Source organism: Ruegeria sp. THAF57, from assembly GCF_903914075.1.
Classification (GTDB): domain Bacteria; phylum Pseudomonadota; class Alphaproteobacteria; order Rhodobacterales; family Rhodobacteraceae; genus Ruegeria.
Window position 1 is genome coordinate 123,505 of record NZ_CAIWNQ010000001.1, and the last position, 21,463, is coordinate 144,967.

At 57.7% G+C, this 21,463-nt stretch carries 20 protein-coding genes; 13 read left to right on the plus strand and 7 right to left on the minus strand.

Annotated elements, in window-relative coordinates; genetic code table 11:
• Window positions 1–34: 34 nt before the first annotated feature.
• Complete coding sequence (gene rocF / locus RUESEDTHA_RS00565; protein ID WP_180883536.1) at window positions 35–955, plus strand: arginase; 921 nt, start codon at window positions 35–37, stop codon at window positions 953–955.
• Window positions 955–1,998, plus strand: a complete 1,044-nt coding sequence (locus RUESEDTHA_RS00570) for an ornithine cyclodeaminase (RefSeq protein WP_180883537.1) — start codon at window positions 955–957, stop codon at window positions 1,996–1,998. Before rocF ends, RUESEDTHA_RS00570 begins: the two co-directional genes overlap by 1 nt.
• A 134-nt stretch (window positions 1,999–2,132) precedes the next feature.
• Here RUESEDTHA_RS00570 and RUESEDTHA_RS00575 read toward each other — a convergent pair whose 3' ends face one another.
• The 3 genes from RUESEDTHA_RS00575 to dctP form a co-directional block, all read right to left on the minus strand.
• Complete coding sequence (locus tag RUESEDTHA_RS00575) at window positions 2,133–3,536, minus strand: TRAP transporter large permease (protein ID WP_180883538.1); 1,404 nt, start codon at window positions 3,534–3,536, stop codon at window positions 2,133–2,135.
• Window positions 3,537–4,169: a TRAP transporter small permease subunit gene (locus tag RUESEDTHA_RS00580; RefSeq protein ID WP_180883539.1), complete on the minus strand. Its 633-nt coding sequence runs from the start codon at window positions 4,167–4,169 to the stop codon at window positions 3,537–3,539.
• Between the two features lie 64 nt (window positions 4,170–4,233).
• Complete coding sequence (gene dctP, locus RUESEDTHA_RS00585; protein WP_180883540.1) at window positions 4,234–5,250, minus strand: TRAP transporter substrate-binding protein DctP; 1,017 nt, start codon at window positions 5,248–5,250, stop codon at window positions 4,234–4,236.
• Between the two features lie 429 nt (window positions 5,251–5,679).
• On the opposite strand from dctP, the gene acs reads away from it, so the two are divergent.
• The 8 genes from acs (at window position 5,680) to RUESEDTHA_RS00625 (ending at window position 15,076) form a co-directional block, all read left to right on the plus strand.
• Entirely contained in the window at window positions 5,680–7,644 is a 1,965-nt protein-coding gene (acs, locus tag RUESEDTHA_RS00590) for an acetate--CoA ligase (protein WP_180883541.1), read from the plus strand.
• A gap of 7 nt (window positions 7,645–7,651) precedes the next feature.
• The gene (locus RUESEDTHA_RS00595; protein ID WP_180883542.1) at window positions 7,652–8,335 is read left to right on the plus strand and encodes an adenylate kinase; all 684 of its coding nucleotides are present in this window, start codon (window positions 7,652–7,654) and stop codon (window positions 8,333–8,335) included.
• A gap of 183 nt (window positions 8,336–8,518) precedes the next feature.
• Window positions 8,519–8,803, plus strand: coding sequence for a DUF4212 domain-containing protein (locus tag RUESEDTHA_RS00600; RefSeq protein ID WP_171121165.1), 285 nt, complete (start codon window positions 8,519–8,521; stop codon window positions 8,801–8,803).
• Between the two features lie 5 nt (window positions 8,804–8,808).
• Entirely contained in the window at window positions 8,809–10,593 is a 1,785-nt protein-coding gene (locus RUESEDTHA_RS00605; RefSeq protein WP_180883543.1) for a sodium:solute symporter family protein, read from the plus strand.
• A gap of 112 nt (window positions 10,594–10,705) precedes the next feature.
• The gene (locus RUESEDTHA_RS00610) at window positions 10,706–12,529 is read left to right on the plus strand and encodes a DUF294 nucleotidyltransferase-like domain-containing protein (RefSeq protein ID WP_180883544.1); all 1,824 of its coding nucleotides are present in this window, start codon (window positions 10,706–10,708) and stop codon (window positions 12,527–12,529) included.
• A 25-nt stretch (window positions 12,530–12,554) separates the two neighbouring features.
• Window positions 12,555–13,073, plus strand: coding sequence for a hypothetical protein (locus RUESEDTHA_RS00615; RefSeq protein WP_180883545.1), 519 nt, complete (start codon window positions 12,555–12,557; stop codon window positions 13,071–13,073).
• 1 nt (window position 13,074) lies between these two features.
• Window positions 13,075–14,487, plus strand: a complete 1,413-nt coding sequence (locus RUESEDTHA_RS00620; RefSeq protein WP_180883546.1) for a 3'-5' exonuclease — start codon at window positions 13,075–13,077, stop codon at window positions 14,485–14,487.
• An 88-nt stretch (window positions 14,488–14,575) separates the two neighbouring features.
• Window positions 14,576–15,076 carry a flavin reductase family protein gene (locus RUESEDTHA_RS00625; protein ID WP_171121160.1) on the plus strand — a complete coding sequence of 167 codons (501 nt, stop codon included), beginning with the start codon at window positions 14,576–14,578 and terminating at the stop codon, window positions 15,074–15,076.
• 3 nt (window positions 15,077–15,079) lie between these two features.
• Here the strand turns inward: RUESEDTHA_RS00625 and RUESEDTHA_RS00630 are convergent, their stop codons facing one another.
• From RUESEDTHA_RS00630 to RUESEDTHA_RS00640, 3 genes are read right to left on the minus strand one after another with little or no spacing between them, the layout of a single operon-like run.
• Window positions 15,080–15,559 carry a DUF6505 family protein gene (locus tag RUESEDTHA_RS00630; RefSeq protein WP_180884547.1) on the minus strand — a complete coding sequence of 160 codons (480 nt, stop codon included), beginning with the start codon at window positions 15,557–15,559 and terminating at the stop codon, window positions 15,080–15,082.
• Complete coding sequence (locus RUESEDTHA_RS00635; RefSeq protein ID WP_180883547.1) at window positions 15,559–16,254, minus strand: biotin/lipoate--protein ligase family protein; 696 nt, start codon at window positions 16,252–16,254, stop codon at window positions 15,559–15,561. The genes RUESEDTHA_RS00630 and RUESEDTHA_RS00635 overlap by 1 nt, the downstream gene beginning before the upstream one ends.
• Window positions 16,251–17,312: an Mrp/NBP35 family ATP-binding protein gene (locus RUESEDTHA_RS00640; RefSeq protein ID WP_180883548.1), complete on the minus strand. Its 1,062-nt coding sequence runs from the start codon at window positions 17,310–17,312 to the stop codon at window positions 16,251–16,253. Before RUESEDTHA_RS00640 ends, RUESEDTHA_RS00635 begins: the two co-directional genes overlap by 4 nt.
• Window positions 17,313–17,401: 89 nt before the next feature.
• Here RUESEDTHA_RS00640 and RUESEDTHA_RS00645 point away from each other — a divergent pair, with 89 nt between their 5' ends.
• Window positions 17,402–18,130: a cytochrome c gene (locus RUESEDTHA_RS00645; RefSeq protein WP_180883549.1), complete on the plus strand. Its 729-nt coding sequence runs from the start codon at window positions 17,402–17,404 to the stop codon at window positions 18,128–18,130.
• Here RUESEDTHA_RS00645 and RUESEDTHA_RS00650 read toward each other — a convergent pair.
• On the minus strand, window positions 18,124–20,076 hold the full coding sequence (locus RUESEDTHA_RS00650; RefSeq protein ID WP_180883550.1) for a 4Fe-4S binding protein: 1,953 nt from the start codon (window positions 20,074–20,076) through the stop codon (window positions 18,124–18,126). The two genes, RUESEDTHA_RS00645 and RUESEDTHA_RS00650, sit on opposite strands and share 7 nt — an antisense overlap.
• A gap of 263 nt (window positions 20,077–20,339) precedes the next feature.
• Here RUESEDTHA_RS00650 and RUESEDTHA_RS00655 point away from each other — a divergent pair, with 263 nt between their 5' ends.
• The gene (locus RUESEDTHA_RS00655) at window positions 20,340–20,894 is read left to right on the plus strand and encodes a DUF3305 domain-containing protein (protein ID WP_171121155.1); all 555 of its coding nucleotides are present in this window, start codon (window positions 20,340–20,342) and stop codon (window positions 20,892–20,894) included.
• Window positions 20,891–21,460, plus strand: a complete 570-nt coding sequence (locus RUESEDTHA_RS00660; RefSeq protein WP_180883551.1) for a DUF3306 domain-containing protein — start codon at window positions 20,891–20,893, stop codon at window positions 21,458–21,460. Before RUESEDTHA_RS00655 ends, RUESEDTHA_RS00660 begins: the two co-directional genes overlap by 4 nt.
• The last annotated feature ends 3 nt before the right edge of the window (window positions 21,461–21,463 follow it).

Genomic DNA, 21,463 nt, shown 5'->3' on the forward strand with positions numbered 1-21,463 from the left:
ATTCGCAACCCGCAACGAGTGATTAGATAGTAATATGGATACAGGAAACGTAATATTGGTCGGCGCTCCGATGGATGCGGGGAAACGCCGGCAAGGTTGTCGAATGGGTCCTGACGCTTATCGGGTGGCAGGATTGGAACAGGCTCTGGCAAACTTGGGACATACGGTTCAGGACGTCGGTGACATCCGGGCAGACGACACTGACATACCGCCGCATGATCACCTCTTTGCCCTGCCGGAATGCGTGGGCTGGACGCACGCGCTAAGTCGCGTTGCCCAGGAAACCGCGGCAAAGGGACTGCCTATCTTTATGGGCGGCGACCACGCTTTGTCGATGGGCACGGTCAAAGGCATTTCTGAATATGCCAACGGAATTGACCGGCCCCTTTTTGTGCTCTGGCTGGATGCGCATAGCGACTTCCACACCCCCGGCAGCACCGACAGCGGCAACCTGCACGGCACACCGGTCGCCTATTTCACCGGTCAGCCGGGTTTTGATGGCTTTCCGGCGGTAACAGTCCCAGTTCCAACCGATCGCGTTGGCATGATCGGACTACGTTCTGTGGACCCAGCCGAGCGGCAAAGGCTTGAGCAGGACAACGCGATGCTGGCCGACATGCGCAGCATCGACGAACATGGAATCAAAGCCCCTCTGATGGCATTCCTTGACAGGGTACGCGCAGCAAACGGAATCCTGCATGTTTCGCTCGATGTGGATTTCCTCGACCCCTCGATCGCACCGGCCGTCGGCACGACCGTTCCCGGCGGCGCAACCGAACGCGAAGCGCATCTGGTTATGGAGCTTCTACACGAAAGCGGCCTTGTGTGCTCATTGGACTTGGTTGAGCTGAACCCCTTTTTGGATGAACGCGGTAGAACCGCAAAACTAATGGTCGATCTGGCCGCCTCTTTGCTGGGGCGTCGAATCTTTGACCGCCCGACCCGGAGTTTTTGATGACACAACCCTCTGACAAGGCACTGGTGCCATTTGTTTCTGTCGACAACATGATGCGATTGGTGCACCACATCGGCGTCGAGCGCATGATCACGCAGATCGCGACCCAGATCGAAGCCGACTTTAAGCGGTGGGAAAGTTTCGACAAAACACCGCGTATACCTGCACACTCACCGCATGGCGTTATCGAGCTTATGCCAACATCGGACGGTGAGGCCTACGGGTTCAAATACGTCAACGGTCATCCTAAAAACACGTCAGAAGGGCTGCAAACCGTCACGGCCTTTGGTCTGCTGGCCGACGTGTATACCGGCTATCCCACATTGCTGACCGAGATGACCCTTTTGACGGCATTGCGAACCGCGGCGACCTCTGCGCTTGTGGGCAGCTATCTGGCTCCGAAATCGGCCAAAACGATGGCTATGATCGGCAATGGTGCTCAGTCCGAATTCCAATGCCTGGCCTTCAAGGCAATGTGCGGAATTGATACGGTGCGCTTGTATGACACCGATCCAAATGCAACTCAGAAATGCGCCTCGAACCTCAAGGCGTCTGGCTTAACGGTCGTCTGCTGCAAAACGCCTGAAGACGCCATTGAGGGTGCTCAGATCATCACCACCTGCACCGCCGACAAGAAGTACGCAACAATTCTGACCGATAACATGGTCGGGCCCGGCGTTCACATCAATGCCATCGGTGGTGACTGCCCCGGCAAAACCGAACTGCACCGGGATATCCTGTTAAGGTCAGAGATTTTCGTCGAATATCCTGAACAAACCCGCATTGAAGGTGAAATTCAGGCGCTTGATCAGGATCACCCCGTTACCGAAATGTGGCAGGTCATAACAGGTCAAGCGCTGGGTCGACGCGACGACCGGCAAATCACCCTGTTTGACAGTGTCGGTTTTGCAATCGAGGATTTCTCGGCCCTGCGCTACATCAAAACCGCAATCGACGGGACAGGTTTCTACGAGCCGCTCGATATGCTGGCTGACCCTGACGATCCGCGCGACCTGTACGGAATGTTGATGCGAGCAGGTTGATTGGGGGCTCTGCCCCCGCCGCCCTGCGGGCGACTCCCCCGGGATATTTAGAGCCAGATGAAGTGCGGGATCCGTTCTTCATCTGGCCAAAAATATCCCGGAGCGCGAGGCAGAGCCTCGCAAAATACAAGTTGCTAACTGGCAAGCGACGGAAGATAGAGAACTATGCCCGGGAACGCGACAAGCAATGCGATAGTGACCGCGTCTGCGACAAAGAAGGGGGTCACCCCTTTGAAAACGTCCTGAACACTCAGGTCTGGGCGTACACCTGCAACAACAAAGCAATTCAAACCGATCGGTGGTGTGATGAGGCAGAACTCGGCCATCTTGACCACAAGGATTCCAAACCAGATGGCGCACATCGGCCCGGACATGCCAAAAGCACTATCTGCTGCGCTAACAGTCTCGCCACCGTTCAGTGCCATGACCGCCGGGTAAACAACCGGCAAGGTTAGCAAGAGCATCCCGATGGCATCCATGAACATCCCCAGCACCGCATAGGCGAGCAGGATACAAATCAGGATCAGCATCGGGGACATTTCCAACCCGGTGATCCAATCTGAGAATGCGCCTGGCAAATCGGCAAAACCCAAGAAGCGCACATAGATCAAAACACCCCAGATGATCGAGAAGATCATCGCCGTCAGCTTTGCGGTCTCAAGCAGCGCGGACTTCAACTCGGTCCAGCGCATCCCGTGGAAAAGAGCGAAGCAGAACACGATAAACGCGCCGATTGCTCCGCCTTCGGTCGGTGTACCCCAGGCTTTTTCACCAAATGGGTTGTAGACGAAACAGATGATGATCAGGATCACGGCGACGATCGGAAAGGCACCCGGCAGCGCGGCAAAACGCTGTTTCCATGTAAAGCCGGTGACCGGTGGGCCAACGGTCTTGAATACCACCGCAATCCCCACGATCAGCAAACCATAGACCACAGCCGAGAACGCGCCCGGAATGAAACCGGCTAACAGGAGTTTTCCGACGTCCTGTTCAACGATGATGGCATAGATCACGAGGATCGCAGAAGGTGGGATCAAAGACGCCAAAGTTCCCCCAGCCGCCACTACACCTGCAGCGAATTGCTTGTTGTATCCGACCTTCAGCATCTCGGGGATCGCGATGCGCGCGAATACTGCTGACGTCGCAACCGAAGCTCCGGATACAGCCGCGAAGCCCGCCGTGGCGAATACGGTAGACACCGCCAACCCCCCGGGCACCCAGGCGATCCAACGCTTGGCCGCCTCGAACAATGCGCGGGTCAGGCCTGCATAGTAAGCAAGGTACCCGATCAGGATGAAGGTCGGGATCAGGCTAAGGGTGTGGGCTGCGACTTTGGAATGCGGCACCTGCCCCGCCGTTTTGACGGCAACCGTCAGAGCCTTGCCGAACCGGTCCGGGTCGTAACCGAACTTGGCCCAGAAAATCCAGACCAAACCCACCAAGCCAGCCAGCCCAGCGGCAAAGGCCACGCGCATACCGGTAACGACCAATACAAGCAGGCCACCGGTGACCCAGAGCCCGATGTCAATACTGTCCATCTACCCGTCCTGCCCCTCAAATTGCTCAGCTTCGGCTGCGGCTTGCGCGGCGGCATCCTGAATCAAGGGCACGGCCACGGGGTTTTCCAACCCAAGAACAAAGGCCCGCCCATATCCCCAGATTTGCAGGACCAAACGCACGCACAGCACAGAGAACGCGACCGGCGCCAACAATTTTGCAGGCCAAAGCGGGATACCAATGTCGATCGAGCTGTCGCGGCTCCACAATGGTGCACCGAAATCGAACGAACGGTCGAAATGCGACCAGCTTCCCCAGACAAGTGCCAGCATCAACACAAGGATAAGAATGACTGAGATCAGTTCGAACAGCCAAAGCGCCCGACCGTGCAGGCGAGAGATCACGATATCCATGCGGATATGGCCCCCGTCGCGCTGAACGAAAGACACGCCAAGAAACGCAATCAGTGGCATGGCCTGTTCGATCCAGTCCACATAGCCGGGTAAAGGCGCGTTGAAAGCGTTGCGTCCGCTAACTGACACAACCGCAAGAACCATCAGGCCAAAGACGGCAAGGCCGCTTATCAGGGCAAGAAACCGCTCTATCCTCAGCAGATGGTGATCGAGCCGGCTCAGGCGACTGCCATCTTCCAGCACCGTGGCCTGTCCTGCCATTCCGGTGATCCCCTTATTTTTTATTGGTATCCGGGTGCCCTGTCAGGCACCCGGAACATGCAGGTCAGTTTCCGCTGCGCTGCTGTTGCAGCGTGGTTTGAACCAGATCATACAAGTCCTGTGCAGGCAAACCCTGCGCAGACATGTCAGCAATCCACTGTTCACGGATCGGATCGGCGGCCTTCGTGCGGAATTCTTCGATCACCGCATCGTCAATCATGACCTTCTCTACACCCTTTTCGGACAAAACGCCGTCCCACTGCTCCAACAGCCCGCCATAGTTGGCAAGGTAATGCTCAATCGCCTCGTCGATCGAACTGTTGAGCGCTTCACGGTGCTCGGCCGGCAGGGCCTCATACGCGTCGATGTTTACGACAACGGGACAGTTAACAGTGCCGGGGTTCAAGTTGGCAGTCCACCAGTCAGCTTCGTTGATGGTTCCAAAGGACAGGTGTGCGTGCTGGGCAAATGCAACAGTGTCAACAACACCTGATTCCATCGCGTTGAACGCCTCGGTCGCGGGAACCGATGTCGGTACGCCGCCAACGGCCTCGAATGCCTGCCCCAGACCGCCCGTCGCACGGACCCGCATGCCATCGAAGTCCGCCAAGGTTGCGCGCGGATCGCCCGTGCCAACAAGGTTATACTGCGGCATCGGCGAAGTCATGATGATACGCGCGTTCCACTGAGCCATCTCATCCTTGACCGCGGGATGGTCGTAAACGGCATGGCTGACGGCCACTTCTTCGTCCAACGTGTTAACGCCAAGGAACGGCAACTCCAGAACCGTGATCGCCCGGTTCTTGTCGCGGTGATACCCAGCGCAGAACTGAGCCATCTCAAAGGCTCCAATCTCGATCCCATCCAGGTTTTCACGCGGCTTTGACAAACCGCCATAGCTGACATTAATCGTAAATTCGCCGCCTGTCTTTTCGCTGACCAGCTCGGCCAGCTTCTCAACATGCTCGGTAAAGGCGCGGCGCTTGCCCCAGACCGAGGCGCTCCATTCGGTTGCCGCGGCTTCGGACACGAAAGCAACGGTCAAAGCGGCGACGGCGGCACCGCTCAACATCTTATTCATCATGATTTCTCCCTTTGTTGCGCCTCCTACCGGGGCGCTTGGGAACAAAGCTAGCGCCAACATCTGAACGTGCCAACCCCCGGCACACAGTACATCCTCTTGTTCCTCGAATCTGTTGGGCGCTAACAACCAAAAGATGATTTTCTAATACCTATTGCCTATGGCTCAGATGTCAGCTTTTACATGTCAATTCTGTTACATCTAAGTATTTGTTTTTGCTCTATCTTTAAATGAGATTTCTAATTTCATTTTCTAACATCCACGATGCTCAGAAATTTATTTACAAACTAGTCCTTAGTTTTCTGTAATTTATTCCCTTGTTTTCAGTTCTCCGTATTATTCGGTACCGGGAGGATGCGGGTCGACATTGCTAAATCAGCAGGCAAAATCGGGCCCGTAAATTTCAGTCCTAGAGGGAGGAGCCTCAGAATGACAACCGCTGCCCAGGCAGATGCCAAAGTTTATCCGCCATCCGCAGAAACCGTTGCGCGTGCACATGTCGATGCTGACAAATATTCCGAAATGTACGCAGCCTCCGTCAACGATCCTGACGCCTTTTGGGGCGAGCAGGGAAAGCGTATCGATTGGATCAAACCTTTCACACAGGTCAAAGATGTCAGCTATGATTTCGGCTCGGTTGGAATCAACTGGTTTGCTGATGGAACGCTGAACGTTTCAGCCAACTGTTTGGATCGCCACCTTGAAACCCGCGGCGATCAAACAGCGATCATCTGGGAGCCGGATGATCCGAATGACGCGGCCCAGCATATCACCTATTCAGAACTGCACCGTCGCACCTGCCGGATGGCAAATATCCTCGAGTCGATGGGTGTGCGCAAGGGCGACCGCGTGGTGATCTATCTGCCGATGGTCCCCGAAGCAGCCTATGCGATGCTGGCTTGTGCGCGGATCGGCGCGATCCATTCTATTGTGTTTGCAGGTTTCTCGCCGGACGCTCTGGCGGCGCGGATCAATGGCTGCGACGCGAAGGTTGTAATCACAGCAGACGAAGCGCCGCGTGGAGGCCGCAAGACCCCGCTGAAATCCAACGCCGATGCGGCACTGCTGCACTGCAAGGACACCGTAAAATGCCTCGTGGTCAAGCGCACTAACGGCCAGACCACGTGGATCAGCGGTCGCGACTTTGACTATAACGAAATGGCGCTTGAGGCGGATGACTATTGCGCTCCGGCGGAAATGAATGCCGAAGACCCGTTGTTCATCCTCTATACCTCTGGTTCGACAGGTCAGCCCAAGGGCGTTGTACACACCACTGGCGGCTACATAGTTTATGCATCGCTGACCCACGAGGTGACGTTCGATTACCACGACGGCGACATCTATTGGTGTACGGCGGATGTGGGCTGGGTTACCGGCCACAGCTATATCGTGTATGGCCCGCTGGCCAACGGCGCGACTACACTGATGTTCGAAGGCGTCCCGACCTATCCTGATGCAGGCCGCTTTTGGGAGGTTTGCGCCAAGCACAAGGTCAACCAATTCTACACCGCCCCTACCGCGATCCGCGCGCTGATGGGTCAGGGCAACGAGTTTGTTGAAAAGCACGACCTCAGCGACCTGCGCCTGCTGGGCACGGTGGGTGAACCAATCAACCCAGAAGCGTGGAACTGGTACAATGACGTGGTCGGCAAAGGCAAATGCCCGATCGTTGATACTTGGTGGCAGACTGAAACCGGCGGTCACATGATGACCCCCCTGCCCGGTGCACATGCGACCAAGCCCGGCTCGGCAATGAAGCCCTTCTTTGGCGTGCAGCCGGTGGTTCTGGACCCCCAGTCGGGTGTCGAGATCCAAGGCAACGGGGTCGAGGGTGTGTTGTGCATCAAGGACAGTTGGCCCGGTCAAATGCGCACCATCTGGGGCGATCATGAGCGGTTCGAGAAGACCTATTTCTCAGATTACAAAGGCTACTATTTCACTGGAGATGGTTGCCGTCGTGATGAGGGTGGCGATTACTGGATCACCGGGCGCGTGGACGACGTGATCAACGTCTCGGGGCACCGCATGGGCACCGCCGAGGTGGAGAGCGCACTGGTTGCCCACGCTGCCGTGGCCGAGGCCGCTGTGGTCGGATATCCCCATGAAATCAAGGGTCAGGGCATCTATTGCTATGTCACCTTGATGAATGATCGCGAGCCTTCGGATGAGCTGCTGAAGGAACTGCGCACTTGGGTACGGACCGAGATCGGGCCGATCGCCTCACCGGACGTGATCCAGTGGGCACCAGGGCTGCCAAAAACCCGCTCGGGTAAAATCATGCGCCGAATCCTGCGCAAGATCGCCGAGAATGACTTTGGCTCGCTCGGTGACACCTCGACGCTGGCTGATCCGTCGGTGGTCGAAGACCTGATCGAAAACCGCGCAAATAAGTGAGGATGTGATGGACGCTGCCACGATCACCACACCCGCTGTTCTGATCCTTCTCGGCCCTCCGGGTGCCGGGAAGGGAACACAGGCCCGGATGCTGGAAGACAAGTTCGGACTGGTTCAGCTTAGCACCGGCGACTTGCTACGCGCAGCGGTCGCAGCGGGAACAGAGGCAGGCAAAGCCGCCAAAGCCGTCATGGAAGCTGGCGAGTTGGTCAGTGACGATATTGTCATCGCCATCCTGCGCGACCGTTTGGCCGAGCCGGACTGCGGCAAGGGTGTCATCCTTGACGGCTTCCCGCGCACGACAGTTCAGGCGCAGGCACTGGATACGTTGCTGTCCGAAACCAGCCAGAGGATCAACGCCGCAATCAGCCTCGAGGTTGAGGATACGGAAATGGTCACGCGCATATCGGGCCGTTACACCTGTGCAATGTGTGGTGAAGGGTATCACGACACGTTCAAAATCCCGGCGACCGACGGGAAATGCGACAAGTGTGGCAGTTCCGAATTCAAACGTCGCGCAGATGATAACGCCGAAACCGTCGCCTCTCGCCTTGCGGCCTATCACGCGCAAACTGCGCCTCTGATCACGTATTACCGAGACCATGGCGTTCTGAAAGGACTGAACGCCATGGGCAATATCGACGACATCGCAAGCCAGCTTGAGAAAGTTGTCAGCAGCGCGATGAACTAAGGGAATGCAGCCCGCCCTGAATAAGGGCTGAATTCCTAAACGGATACTTCATCGGACCCGCCTTGGCGGACCGGAGAGGTTTTGCCTGATGCCAACCGGCCTTGGGCGTATCGGAAAGCGGCCCTAAGCACCGGTGGATTGGGCAAAGGGTCGCAACAGGAGGAAGCGAAGGAGGACCCCGCGATGGCGGATCAATCAACAAACTCCGCGCAGACTGCCGAGGCCGACAAGGGCTATTGGCAGGCCAATCTGCGTCTCATCTACATCAGCCTCGTGATCTGGGCGCTGGTGTCTTTTGGATTCGGCATTCTGCTGCGTCCGCTGCTGTCGGGTATTTCCGTGGGCGGCACCGATCTAGGCTTTTGGTTTGCCCAGCAGGGTTCGATCCTGGTCTTTCTGGTGCTGATCTTCAACTACGCCTGGCGCATGAACAAACTGGACGCCGAATACGGCGTTGAGGAGGAATAAGTCCCATGGACCAGTTTACCATCAACCTGCTGTTTGTCGGCGCATCCTTCGCGCTGTACATCGGCATCGCGATCTGGGCCCGTGCGGGTTCCACATCCGAATTCTACGCTGCTGGTCGCGGCGTTCACCCGGTCACCAACGGTATGGCGACAGCGGCGGACTGGATGTCTGCGGCCTCGTTCATCTCGATGGCGGGTCTGATTGCCTTTACCGGCTATGACAACTCGACCTACCTGATGGGGTGGACGGGCGGCTATGTGCTGCTGGCCCTGTTGCTGGCACCTTATCTGCGCAAGTTCGGCAAGTTCACGGTGTCCGAATTCATCGGCGACCGGTTCTACAGCCAGACCGCCCGTATCGTTGCTGTGATCTGTCTGATCGTCGCGTCGGTGACCTACGTGATCGGTCAGATGACCGGCGTTGGCGTTGCCTTTGGCCGTTTCCTTGAGGTCAGCAACACCGCCGGTCTGCTGATCGGTGCCTGTGTGGTGTTCGCTTATGCGGTGTTTGGCGGCATGAAAGGTGTGACCTACACGCAGGTCGCTCAGTACTGTGTGCTGATCACGGCCTATACGATCCCGGCGATCTTCATCTCGTTGCAACTGACCGGAACACCTGTTCCGGCGCTGGGTCTGTTTGGCGATACCGCCAGCGGTGAGCCGCTTCTGGCCAAACTGGACGCCATCGTGACCGAGCTGGGTTTCAACGAATACACCACTCACCATTCGGACACCCTGAACATGGTGCTGTTCACGCTGTCGCTGATGATCGGTACCGCCGGTCTGCCGCACGTCATCATGCGCTTCTTCACCGTTCCCAAGGTGTCTGACGCACGCTGGTCCGCCGGTTGGGCGCTGGTGTTCATCGCGCTGCTGTACCTGACTGCGCCCGCAGTTGGTGCCATGGCCCGCCTGAACATCACCGACATGATGTGGCCCAATGGTGGCATCGAAGGTGGCGCCGTTTCGGTCGAGCAGATCGACAATGACGCACGCTATGACTGGATGCAGACATGGCAGAAAACCGGACTGCTGGACTGGGAAGACAAGAACGGCGACGGCAAGATCCAGTACTACAACGACGCAAATGCCGACATGCAGGCACTTGCCGAGGAAAAAGGCTGGGTCGGAAACGAGCTGACCAAGTTCAACCGTGACATCCTGGTTCTGGCTAACCCCGAGATCGCAAACCTGCCAAGCTGGGTGATCGGTCTGGTCGCTGCCGGTGGTCTTGCGGCCGCTCTGTCGACCGCTGCGGGCCTGTTGCTGGCGATCTCGTCGGCGGTATCCCACGACCTGATCAAAGGTGCGATCAACCCGCAGATCTCGGAAAAAGGAGAGCTTCTGTCGGCACGGATTGCAATGGCTGTTGCCATCGCGGTTGCAACCTATCTGGGCCTGAATCCTCCGGGATTTGCGGCGCAAACGGTGGCGCTGGCCTTCGGTCTGGCGGCGGCCTCGATCTTCCCGGCGCTGATGATGGGGATCTTCTCGACCCGCATCAACAATGTCGGCGCGGTCGCAGGTATGCTGGCCGGTCTGGTTGTGACCCTGATCTACATCTTCCTGCACAAGGGCTGGCTGTTCATTCCGGGCACCAACTCGTTCACAGATGCTGATCCGCTGCTGGGTCCGATCAAGTCGACCTCGTTCGGCGCGATCGGTGCCTTGGTCAACTTTGCCGTCGCCTACTTTGTAGCAGGCGCGACCAAAGAGACCCCGGAAGAGATCAAAGATATGGTCGAAAGCATCCGCATTCCCCGTGGCGCGGGCGCAGCTCAGGATCACTGAGCCATGATGCAGCCTCAAGGCCTCTTGCCAAAGGCTGCATCTTTCGACTGACTACTCCCGCCCGGCACACCACCGGGCGGGATTTTTCAACCCCGAAACCGTGGAGTATCCCATGCCCCTGTCCCATGACGAGATCACTCGGTTTCTGAAATCCGTACACCCTTATGACGCCCTGCCAGCGGATGTTCTGGACGCGATAGCCCATCAGATCGAAGTCTGGGAAGTTGAAGAGGGTTACCCGGTATACGAACTGGGTCACACCCTGCCCGGCGTCTTTGTGATCTACGAAGGACAGGTTGAGATAAAGGATGGGAATGACGCGGTCGTGTCTCATCTGGGATTGCGCAACTCCTTTGGCGAACGGGGCCTTTTAAAAGGTGGAAAGGCCGCAACGAAGGCCAAGGCGCATACGCCCTCGGTGCTGTTGGTTTTGCCGCCCGATCTGGTACGCGAACTGATCGACGGGCATCCGGTCGTATCCAAATTTTTCAATCGAACCCGCGACACCCGGTCTGGCCCTCAGAGTTTGGCGACAAGCGCCATAGACGTTTTGATGGCGCATAACCCAGCCACCTGCCCGCCTGACACAACAGTACGCGAGGCGGCGCAGATGATGCGCGACAAACACATCTCGTCGCTCTGCGTGACCGAAGGCGGGGCGCTGCTTGGAATCGTAACGCTGCGCGATATCTCGGGTAAATTCGTGGCCGATGGGCTGCCGAACGACACACCTGTGTCGGGTATCATGACGGCTGATCCGATTACCTTGTTACCCTCGGATATCGGCTCTGACGTTCTGCATATCATGATGGAGCGCGGGATTGGCCATATCCCGATCTCGGAAGGTGGGCAGCTTGTCGGTATCGTCACGCAGACCGACCTGACCCACTATCAGGCGGTGAATTCCGCCGAACTTGTCCGCCGGATCGCTTCGGCGCAGACAGCGCAGCAAATGGCGGTGGTGACCGAGGAAATCCCGCAGCTTTTGGTGCAATTGGTCGCCGCCGGAAACCGCCATGAGATCGTGACGCGCCTGATCACGGACATAGCGGATACGGCAACGCGCAGGTTGTTGACACTGGCCGAAGCAGAACTTGGCGCACCACCCGTCCCTTACCTGTGGCTGGCCTGTGGATCGCAGGGGCGACAGGAACAAACGGGTGTATCGGATCAGGACAACTGCCTGATGCTGGATGACAACGTCGCGGATGACGACATGGCCTATTTCGCGGCTCTGGCCAAATTCGTTTCGGACGGGCTGAACACCTGCGGGTATTTCTATTGCCCCGGCGACATGATGGCGACGAACCCGCGCTGGTGTCAGCCGGTGCGCGTATGGCGCGACTATTTCAAAGGCTGGATCGCCAAACCCAACCCTGAGGCACAGATGCTAGCCTCGGTCATGTTCGACCTACGCCCGATCGGCGGCGCTTTTGAATTGTTTGACGACCTGCAAGCCGACACACTTGCCGCGGCCAAGGCAAATTCGATCTTTGTCGCGCACATGATCTCGAATTCACTGAAACACACGCCGCCGCTGGGGCTGCTGCGCGGCTTCGCGACAATCAGATCAGGTGAGCATCGCAACACGTTGGATCTAAAACTTAACGGTGTCGTTCCTGTTGTGGATCTGGCGCGCATCTACAGCCTGCAGGGGGAATTGCCCGAGGCCAATACCCGCGCCCGGCTCAAGGCCGCAGCCAGCACCGGCATCCTTAGCGAATCCGGCGCGCGTGACTTGTTGGACGCTTACGATCTGATTGCCGAAACCCGGCTAGAACATCAGGTTCGACTTGTGAAAGGCGAAAAGGCACCGGACAATTTCCTGCCCCCCTCTGACTTGTCTGACTTTGAGCGAAGTCATCTGCGCGACGCCTTCGTTGTGGTAAAAACGATGCAATCCGCGGTAGGCCATGGAAAAGGAATGCTCGGCTGAACCAGCCGAAATTGGGAGAGAATGAATGTTCCTGGAACTGATCGCCACAATCTTTGTCGGCATCGCCTGTGCGGGCGTCGTGATGCTGGTGAACAAGCTGGTCAAAGGGCGTCTGCCCAAATGGATAGCCCCTGTCGCTGCTGGGCTGGGCATGATCGTGGCGACGATCAGCAGCGAATATTCGTGGTACGACCGCACGTCTGACACCCTGCCCGAAGGCATGGAGGTCATCCAACAAGTTGAAAGCCGCGCCTTCTATCGCCCGTGGACGTATGCGGTGCCTTATGTGGAACGCTTTGCGGCAATCGACACAGCCTCGGTCCGCAGCAACGAACAAGTGCCGGATCAACGGCTGGTAGATATCTATTTCTTTGGCCGCTGGTCACCGGTTTCGAAACTGCCGGTCGCCGTCGACTGCGCTCAGAATCTGCGGGCCAATTTGGCAGACGGCGCGGAATTCAGCGCGAACGGCCAGTTGCTGAACGCTGACTGGATCAAGGGGGAAACCAACGACCCGATCATCGAGGCCACCTGCGGAGTGTAACATGCTGACCCGGCTAAGCCTGCGCTTGCGCATTTTCCTTTTCTTCTGCCTGCTGGCTGTTGGTGGCTTAGCGGTCAGTTCGACTGCGCTTTGGATCAGTTATCGGCGTTTCGCTGACCCCGAACTTATCAATGCGTTTGTCTTTGCGGAAACCCTCATGGCGTTCGGCTTTGTCGCTCTGATCGTCGCGGTGTGGCTGTTGTTCGACGACAACGTCGCAAAACCGATTGAGCGGCTCTCGGCTGAACTGCGTGCCCGGGCCCATGCGGGGGTCAGCACCGACATGGACGTTCAGGCCGCAAGATATCTGGGGGATCTGGCCCCAGCCGCCGCCGGGTTGGCGGGCCAGTTGTCGGAAAAAACCATGGGTGTCGCCGAAGCTGTCGCTGCCGAAACCGCTCATTTGGCTGCCGAAAAGCAAAGACTGACCGCCCTACTAACCGAAATCCCGGTTGCCATGGTTCTGGCAAGTCCGACGCATAAGATCGTTCTGTACGATGGACAGGCCGCGCAAGTTCTGGCGCAAATCGCCCACCCCCGCCTGAATTCGTCGCTGTTTGAATACTTGAAGCCGCGCCCGTTGGAAGACGCCTATGCTGCTTTGGCCAAAACAGGGCGGGAAGTCATCTGCGACCTTACGAGTATTGATGGAACGCAAACATTTTCTGCCCGGATGAAACCGCTGGGGGATGCGCCGGGATATATGCTGATCCTCGAAGACAGCGCGGCCAACATTTCGCCCGAGGCAGCCCGACCACTTGTTTATGATTTTGACCTGTTGAACTCTGACGCTGATACCGAGTTTGACTCCAAGGCGTTGCGGGACTTGTGTTTTGTCGTATTCGATACCGAAACCACGGGGCTTTTACCACATAAGGATGAGATCGTTCAGATCGGAGCAGTCCGGGTTGTGAATGGGCGCATCGTGGCGGGTGAAAACCTTGATATGCTGGTGAACCCCGGCATTCCCATCCCGCCGGCCTCGACCAAAGTGCACAAAATCAATGACCGGATGGTCCAAGACTCGCCGGACATCACGGAAGCCGGGCGCGTATTCCACAAATTCGCGCGCGATGCGGTCATCGTCGCCCATAATGCACCGTTTGACATGGCGTTCCTGCGACGGCACGCGAAACGGATGGATGTGGATTGGAACCACCCGATACTTGATACGGTTCTTTTGTCGGCCGTGCTGTTCGGTGCCAGCGACAAACACACGCTGGATGCTTTGTGCGACAGGCTAGACATCACTATCCCGGTTGAACTGCGCCATACGGCACTAGGTGATGCGGTGGCGACGGCTGAAGCCCTCGTCAAAATGCTGCCGATGCTACAAGCACGCGGGATGAACACGTTTGGGGCGGTGATCGAAGCAACGCGTCAGCACGGTCGACTGCTGGAAGACCTGAACTGAGCGGGAAAAATACGCCGCAGACTCAGCTTTTCGTGGACAATCCCCACATGCCGTGGCACCTGATGCGCGGCCACGGATTGAGCGGAAGATGACGGAAAACACCTTTACACCAACCACAGACCAAAGCACCGCGTTCCGCGAGGCCTTGGGGTGCTTTGGCACAGGTGTAACCGTTGTAACCACCAATACGGCACAGGGGCCGCGCGCAATCACGGTGAATTCGTTCTCATCCGTGTCTTTGGACCCGCCTCTCGTGTTATGGTGTCTGGCCAAGGACTCGAATAGATACGATGCGTTCAAGGATTGTCGGCACTATTCCATTCACGTGATGGCCGAGGAACAACAAGAACAGGCTGTGAAATTCGCGCGGAATGGCGAGGATTTCTCGCATGCGGATTGGGTTTCTGACCATATCGGCCGCCCGCAACTAGAGAATTGTCTGGCGCGGTTCGACTGTCACCTGCACGCCTGTCACGAAGCGGGGGATCACTTGATCCTTGTGGGTCAGGTCGAAAAAGTCATGTATCGCACTGGTAAAGGCCTGATCTTCAAACGCGGTCAATTTGGCGGTTTCGCCGACCTGCTTTAGGCGTCAGTCGTCAAGCGAGCCGTGAACGGCCAATGCTTCAAGCTGCGTTTCTTGTGGCGTGATTATCCGGTACGCCTCATGAACACCTGTGTCTGACAATTCACGGGCAACCGTCAGCAACGTATTGGGCGCGTGTTCTTCACACAATTCGGTCATGTGCGCGATTTCGGACCGCGCGACATCCAACGCGGCATCGACGGACGGTGCCCCGTAGAGGTGCACGAAGTGTTCAGCAAGGTATTGAGTGATCTGATCAATCTCGGCCTGTTCAATCTGCGTGACGGCAACAAAGGTCACACGACCAAAGGTTTCCAGCCCCAACCACCCGTTTGCAAAGGCCTGCCGCGCCTTGCCTTCCAGATCGCCGTCGCCCCAATTCGAAAACTCGAACCCACCTGAAATGCACCACTCACCCGTTCGGGCCGGAGAGTGGAACACATTCAAGTCACTTTCATCGAAATGGATGGCTCGGGCCAGTTTCATCATCCGTTCTCCAATAACTTCGTCAGCGGCACTAGGTGCGTGTCTGACCCATCGCGGATCAGCATACCGAATCTTTCATCCGTTCCCAGAAATACGCCCTTATCGCCATAAGGCTCACCAACCCCACGCAATAGACCCATCCATTCAGCATGGAGCGACGCGTTACCGTCCTCTTGCCAGCGGTTGAGCCATGTCAGCGTGTGGCGCGACCAGCTTTCGACCAACTGGGGCGCCGTGACCTCGGCACACCCTTCGTCATAAAGTGCTGTTATGTCGGGGTTTTCGCCCGGCGCGTCGCTGGTTTGCAGCAAGGCCAGTTCCCAACCAACAATCAACCAATCCGGTTCGTCATCTGGGACATCCGTTGATGCCGCGACGTGAAACACGCCGCACGTGGCGCCGTTCACGCGGATCGGTCCATCCCAATCCAAATGCACCGCGACCTCAGGCGGGGCCAAGGCACCCAGCGCATTCTGGAATCCCACCGAACAAAGCGGCAGCATAGCCATTGCATCCTGCAAAGAAACTTCGGGCGCAAAAACAATAGCAACCCGCAGGCGGTCGGCCTGGATGTTATAGACCACCGTTCCCGCATCACATCCCAGCGCGGCCATGGCCTGAGCACGCTGGAACGGGTCCTCTCCGCCCTGAACCGGGTGACCCGTCAGCAATGGGGGAAAGACCGGTTCGCTCATGCGTTGCCCTTGGCAATCAGGTCGCGGGCAATCTTGCGGAATGCCTCGGCCTGAGGGCTGTCGGGTTTACTGACCACGATGGGGGCACCGCCATCTGCCGCGACCCGAATGTCCAGGTGCAAGGGAATTTCCCCCAACAACGGAACACCCAGCGCCTCCGCTTCGGAGGCAACGCCACCGTGACCGAACACATGTTCCTCATGCCCGCAGTTCGAACAGATATGAGTGGACATATTCTCAATCATCCCGACGATCGGTGTCTTGAGTTGGTTGAACATGTCGATCCCCTTTCGGGCGTCGATCAGGGCAACATCCTGCGGAGTCGACACGACGATCGCTCCATCCACCTTGAACTTCTGGCTCAGCGTTAGCTGGACATCACCGGTACCCGGCGGCAAGTCGACGATCAGCACGTCAAGCGCACCCCACTGTACCTGGTTCATCATCTGTTGCAGCGCGCCCATCAGCATCGGCCCGCGCCAGACAACCGCCTGACCTTCGTTCGTCATCAATCCCATCGACATCATGGTGACGCCGTGATTGCGCAGCGGCAGGATCGTCTTACCGTCTGGGCTGGCAGGACGACCGGAAACACCCAGCATCCGGGGTTGCGACGGGCCATACACATCAGCATCCAACAGGCCAACACGCCGCCCTTCTGCTGCAAGTGCGCAGGCTAAGCTTGCAGAAACAGTAGATTTACCGACGCCCCCCTTGCCCGACGCCACGGCAATGATCCGGTCAACTCCCGGCACAGCTTGCGGTCCGGACTGCGACGGTTTGGGCTTGGGCTTGAGATCGGGCGGTGCCTTGTCCGAATGCGCCGTCATAAGCGCCGAAACCTTGGCAACCCCGTCCACCATCTGCGCGGCCTGTTCCGCAGCGGCGCGGACCGGCTCCATCCGCTCGGCCTGTTTCGGGTCGATTTCTAGAACAAATCTGACGCTATCGCCTTCGACATTCAGTGCCCGTACAACACCCGCGCTGACGATATCCTGCCCGGAAACAGGATCCGTGATCTTCTTCAGGTTCGCCAGTACCGCGTCACGCACGCTCATGCCGAAAACCCATTCTGTTGACCTACCATGTGTCTTTGTCTCTTTCTGTTTATTTGACGCATCCGGGGCAGTGCCCTTAGGCTGCTGCCATGCGCCTTGTCCTTTTGTGCCTGAGCCTGACGCTCTCCGCTACCCCCTCTTGGTCGCAAGAGGCGTTGGGACTTGCTGCCCCCGCCGAGGTTACAGACTCTGGTCTTTTGCAACATATCCTTCCGCGCTTCTCTCTCAAGACCGGGATACGCGTTATTGCGGATGACACGGGCGTTCTTGTGTTGGAAACGGAACCGCCGGGCGATCCTGTCTTTGCCCGGAACAGCGTGATTTACCATTTGCGCATCCAGGATGACGCCAAACACGAAAGGTTCCGCGACTGGCTGCTTTCGGATATCGGCAAACGCACCGTGGAAGGGTTCAGCCCCAACAGCGGCCCGCCGTTTTCTGCCAGCTTCGAAGTCACCTCCATGCCGCAGGAAACCGTGATCGACGGCAATGCAGCATTGGGCGAAGAACTGTCGATGACACATTGCGGGCGGTGCCACGTGATCGGCCCCAGGAACCGAATGAACGGTCTGGGCTCTACACCATCTTTTGCGGTGCTGCGCGCAATGCCCGACTGGTCGGAACGGTTTGAGGCATTTTTTGCCCTCAACCCCCACCCGGCCTTCACGCAAATCGAAGGGCTGACTGCTCCGTTCGATCCTGAACGCCCATCCCCCATCCATCCGGTCGAAATGACGCTGGATGACTTAGAGGCTATTTTGGCTTTCGTATCCGTCATAAAAGCCGCCGATCTTGGCGCGCCGCTTCAGCTTCAGTGATCCTTTCTTTTTGAAAAATAGTCGTCGGTGGTGACGACCTTTGGCTTCGGATTGGACTGGAAGGGGTTGTCCTGCTGCTGAAACTGCGCATTTACGCGGCAGTTGTCGCACATCTGGATCATCCGCGCCTTGTCCGAGGTTGCGAACATCGGGTGCGTGCCCGACAGTTTTTCCATGATACGCTCGACTGTCGATTTGACCCCAAACAGCGCCCCGCATTCGACACAGGCGAACGGCTCTTCTTCATTCAACACCTGCTGGGACAGGGCCGCATCGCTGAGGTCCAGTTGCGGAACAAGCGTTATCGCATTCTCGGGGCAGATCGTTTTGCACATCCCGCATTGCAGACAGGCGTCCTGCTGAAAGTTCAACTGCGGCTTGTCCGGGTTGTCGATCAATGCACCGGATGGGCACAACGACACGCAACTCAGGCACAAGGTACAGGCGTCGGTGTTGACCGCGACGGCCCCATAGGGCGCGCCTTCGGGCAATGGCAACGGTGCCTCAGCTTGTGGATTTAGGGCCTGAGCTGACAACCGCGCAATCTGCCGGCGGTTGCCAAGCGGTAGAACCGGATCAGCCAGCGGAGCCGGGGCGTTTTGTTCGTACAATACATCACACAACGCGTCTGGATCGGCTTCGTCAATCAGACCAAACGCGTCCTTTCCGGCAATCGCCTGCGCCAGTTCAAGCTCACGACCCAGAGCCTCCCGTTCCGTTGTCGGCGCAAGCACGACATCTACCCGAGCAAATCCGTGTGCCAGCGCAGCCAGCATTTCGGCATGACCAAAACCGGAAATCACAGCCAACTCGATCGGGATCACATCAGACGGTAGCCCCCTACCGAAACGCGCAGCTAACCGGATCATTTCCGCCCCATGTGCATCGTGGACCAGCAGCCGAGGGGCCAGCCCTCCGGCCCGGCGATAAGTCCGCGCAAGGATATGCATACGCGACAGCAAGGCCGATACAGGCGGGTCTTCATACGTGATTGCAGTCGATGGGCAGAGTGCAGCGCACGCCCCGCATCCCGCGCAAATCATTGGGTCAATTGCCACATGTTCACCTGCCGGAGTGATTGCTCCGGTCGGGCAGATGTCCAGGCAATTCGTGCACCCGACCTGTTCGGCCCGGGAATGTGCGCAAAGGCTTTCCTCAACCCGAACGTAAAGAGGTTTCTCAAACGTGCCGACCAATTGCGCGGCGTCGAACATCATCCGTTCGACGGCGACAGCATCCTTGGGGTCCACACTCAGATACCCCTCACGTTTGGCGGGGGCCTGCACAAACGGGGTCCCGCCTGTAAGGTCCAAAACGATGTCGCAGGACGATTTGGCCTTATCGCGCGGCTCGCTCCAGGCAAAGGCACCTCGCCCGCCAGGTTCAAGTTGCTGCAAGGCGTCCAACGCCAACGTGAACCCGCCCAATGCCCCATTCAGCGATTTGATGCGCCCCCGAACAACGTCGTAGGCGCGCGACATTGGTTCAGCGTCGTCCGTCACCAACACCGTTACAGCCAGCGCGGTTGCCAGCCGCTCGGCCGCGTCAAAAGCGACAGCTCCGGGTCCGATAATAAAACAGGTCCCTTCGCTGAAAACATCCACACTTGGCGTTATGGGTTGGGGCAGCATAGCCTCGGCCGCAAGGGCCGCCATCTTGGGCGCTGCATCTTTCCCTTGCTCGGACCAGCCTGCGCGATCTCGCAGGTCGACGAACCCTGGCGCCTCCAATTCCAATTCTTCCGCTAGCGCACGAAAAACGTCCTGCTCCTGCCCGCAGGCGATAAGTGTGTCGCCTTCTTGCATTAACGCAGCCGCCGCTTCGATCTCACGGGTACATAGGGCGGTGTGAACCTTTGAGCACGCCACATCACAGGCCGACGCAAGCTTTTCGGCGTCAATGGATTGAGACCCCGCGCAGTCACAAAGAAGTATTTTGGTGCTCATATCCCCTCCCCGGACGTCGCGCCTTTTCTCAGCACAGTAGGCTGTATTCCCAAACTGGCAATGTAAACCCCACCTCAAAAACGGTTGGGTTCAGGTTCATGATCCCATTCAAGCCTTAAAACCAAGGCATCCCGCGGGTTCCTCGCAAACTTGCGATCACGGTCTACGACTAAGGTCGTAGATGTCGGGCTTGGCACAGAGCTATTTTGTGTACCATAGTGGACCGAGGGGAAGGCAGGGGAGAGCCTTCCGGGGAGGATTAAGTGGCGAAGGCCGCAAGCCAGATCGAAATGCCAATTGGCGTCGTCGTGCGCAAAACACCCGGTGTAACCCGCTGGGCCAAATGGAATTGGCGCGCCGTTGCCGTTCTGCCCGGTGCGGGTCCGGCTGATTGGCTTGAAATGCGACGCGAAGGTGAGGCCATTGAATACCATGCCGCCACCTTGCCACTGACCCTCTGGGCAGATGAAACCGAAGCCTACATGGTGAACCTGTCGGACGGGCAACCGTCGATCTATCTGGTTTTGCGTGATGCGCTGGATGGCAAGCGCCCGATGGACGCAGTTCTGGTCACCGCATCCCCGTTCGAGGGGCAGGACTATGCGGATACCGGAGAAGAGATAGTAGAGAAGATTCCGATGACCGAAGGATTGATTGCCTGGGTTCGGGATTTCGCGTTGGAACATCACCGCGATGAGGTTTTCGTCAAACGCAAGCGCGACAAGAAACGCACTGATCTGGTCGAAGATGGCAAGGGCGATGCGCGCATTCGACAAACCTCGGACGTCTACCGTGCACCTCGGAGGATCCTGCAGTGACCGAAGCGCGCGATTTCTGGTCCCGCCGCAAGGCTGCAGTTCAGGCCGAAGCCGATGCCGAACTGCTGTTTGCCGAGGAACAGGCCGTTTCTGCGCAAAAGGCCGAACTGGAAGAAAAGACAGACGCCGAAATTTTGGCAGAGTTCAATCTGCCCGATCCCGATCATTTGCAGGCCGGAGATGACGTGTCGGGCTTTATGGCCAAAGCTGTGCCTGACCGCCTGCGTCGCCGTGCGCTGCGTCGGCTGTGGCGGCTGAACCCGGTGCTAGCCAATGTCGACGGACTTGTTGACTATGGCGAGGATTACACAGACGCGGCCTGTGTTATCGAAAATCTGCAGACCGCTTATCAGGTCGGTAAGGGAATGCTGGCTCATGTCGAAGCATTGGCAGCCGAGGCCGAAGCTGACGAGAGCAAGGCTGAAGAACCTCAGATCGAGTTGGAAGAAACCGACACGCCCGATGCGGAACCCGTTTTGATGGCGGCCGAAATAGAACTTGATGAGCCGGACGAGGTCGAACTGACCCCTGCCCCGCGCCGTATGAAATTTGAATTCGAAGGGTGACCG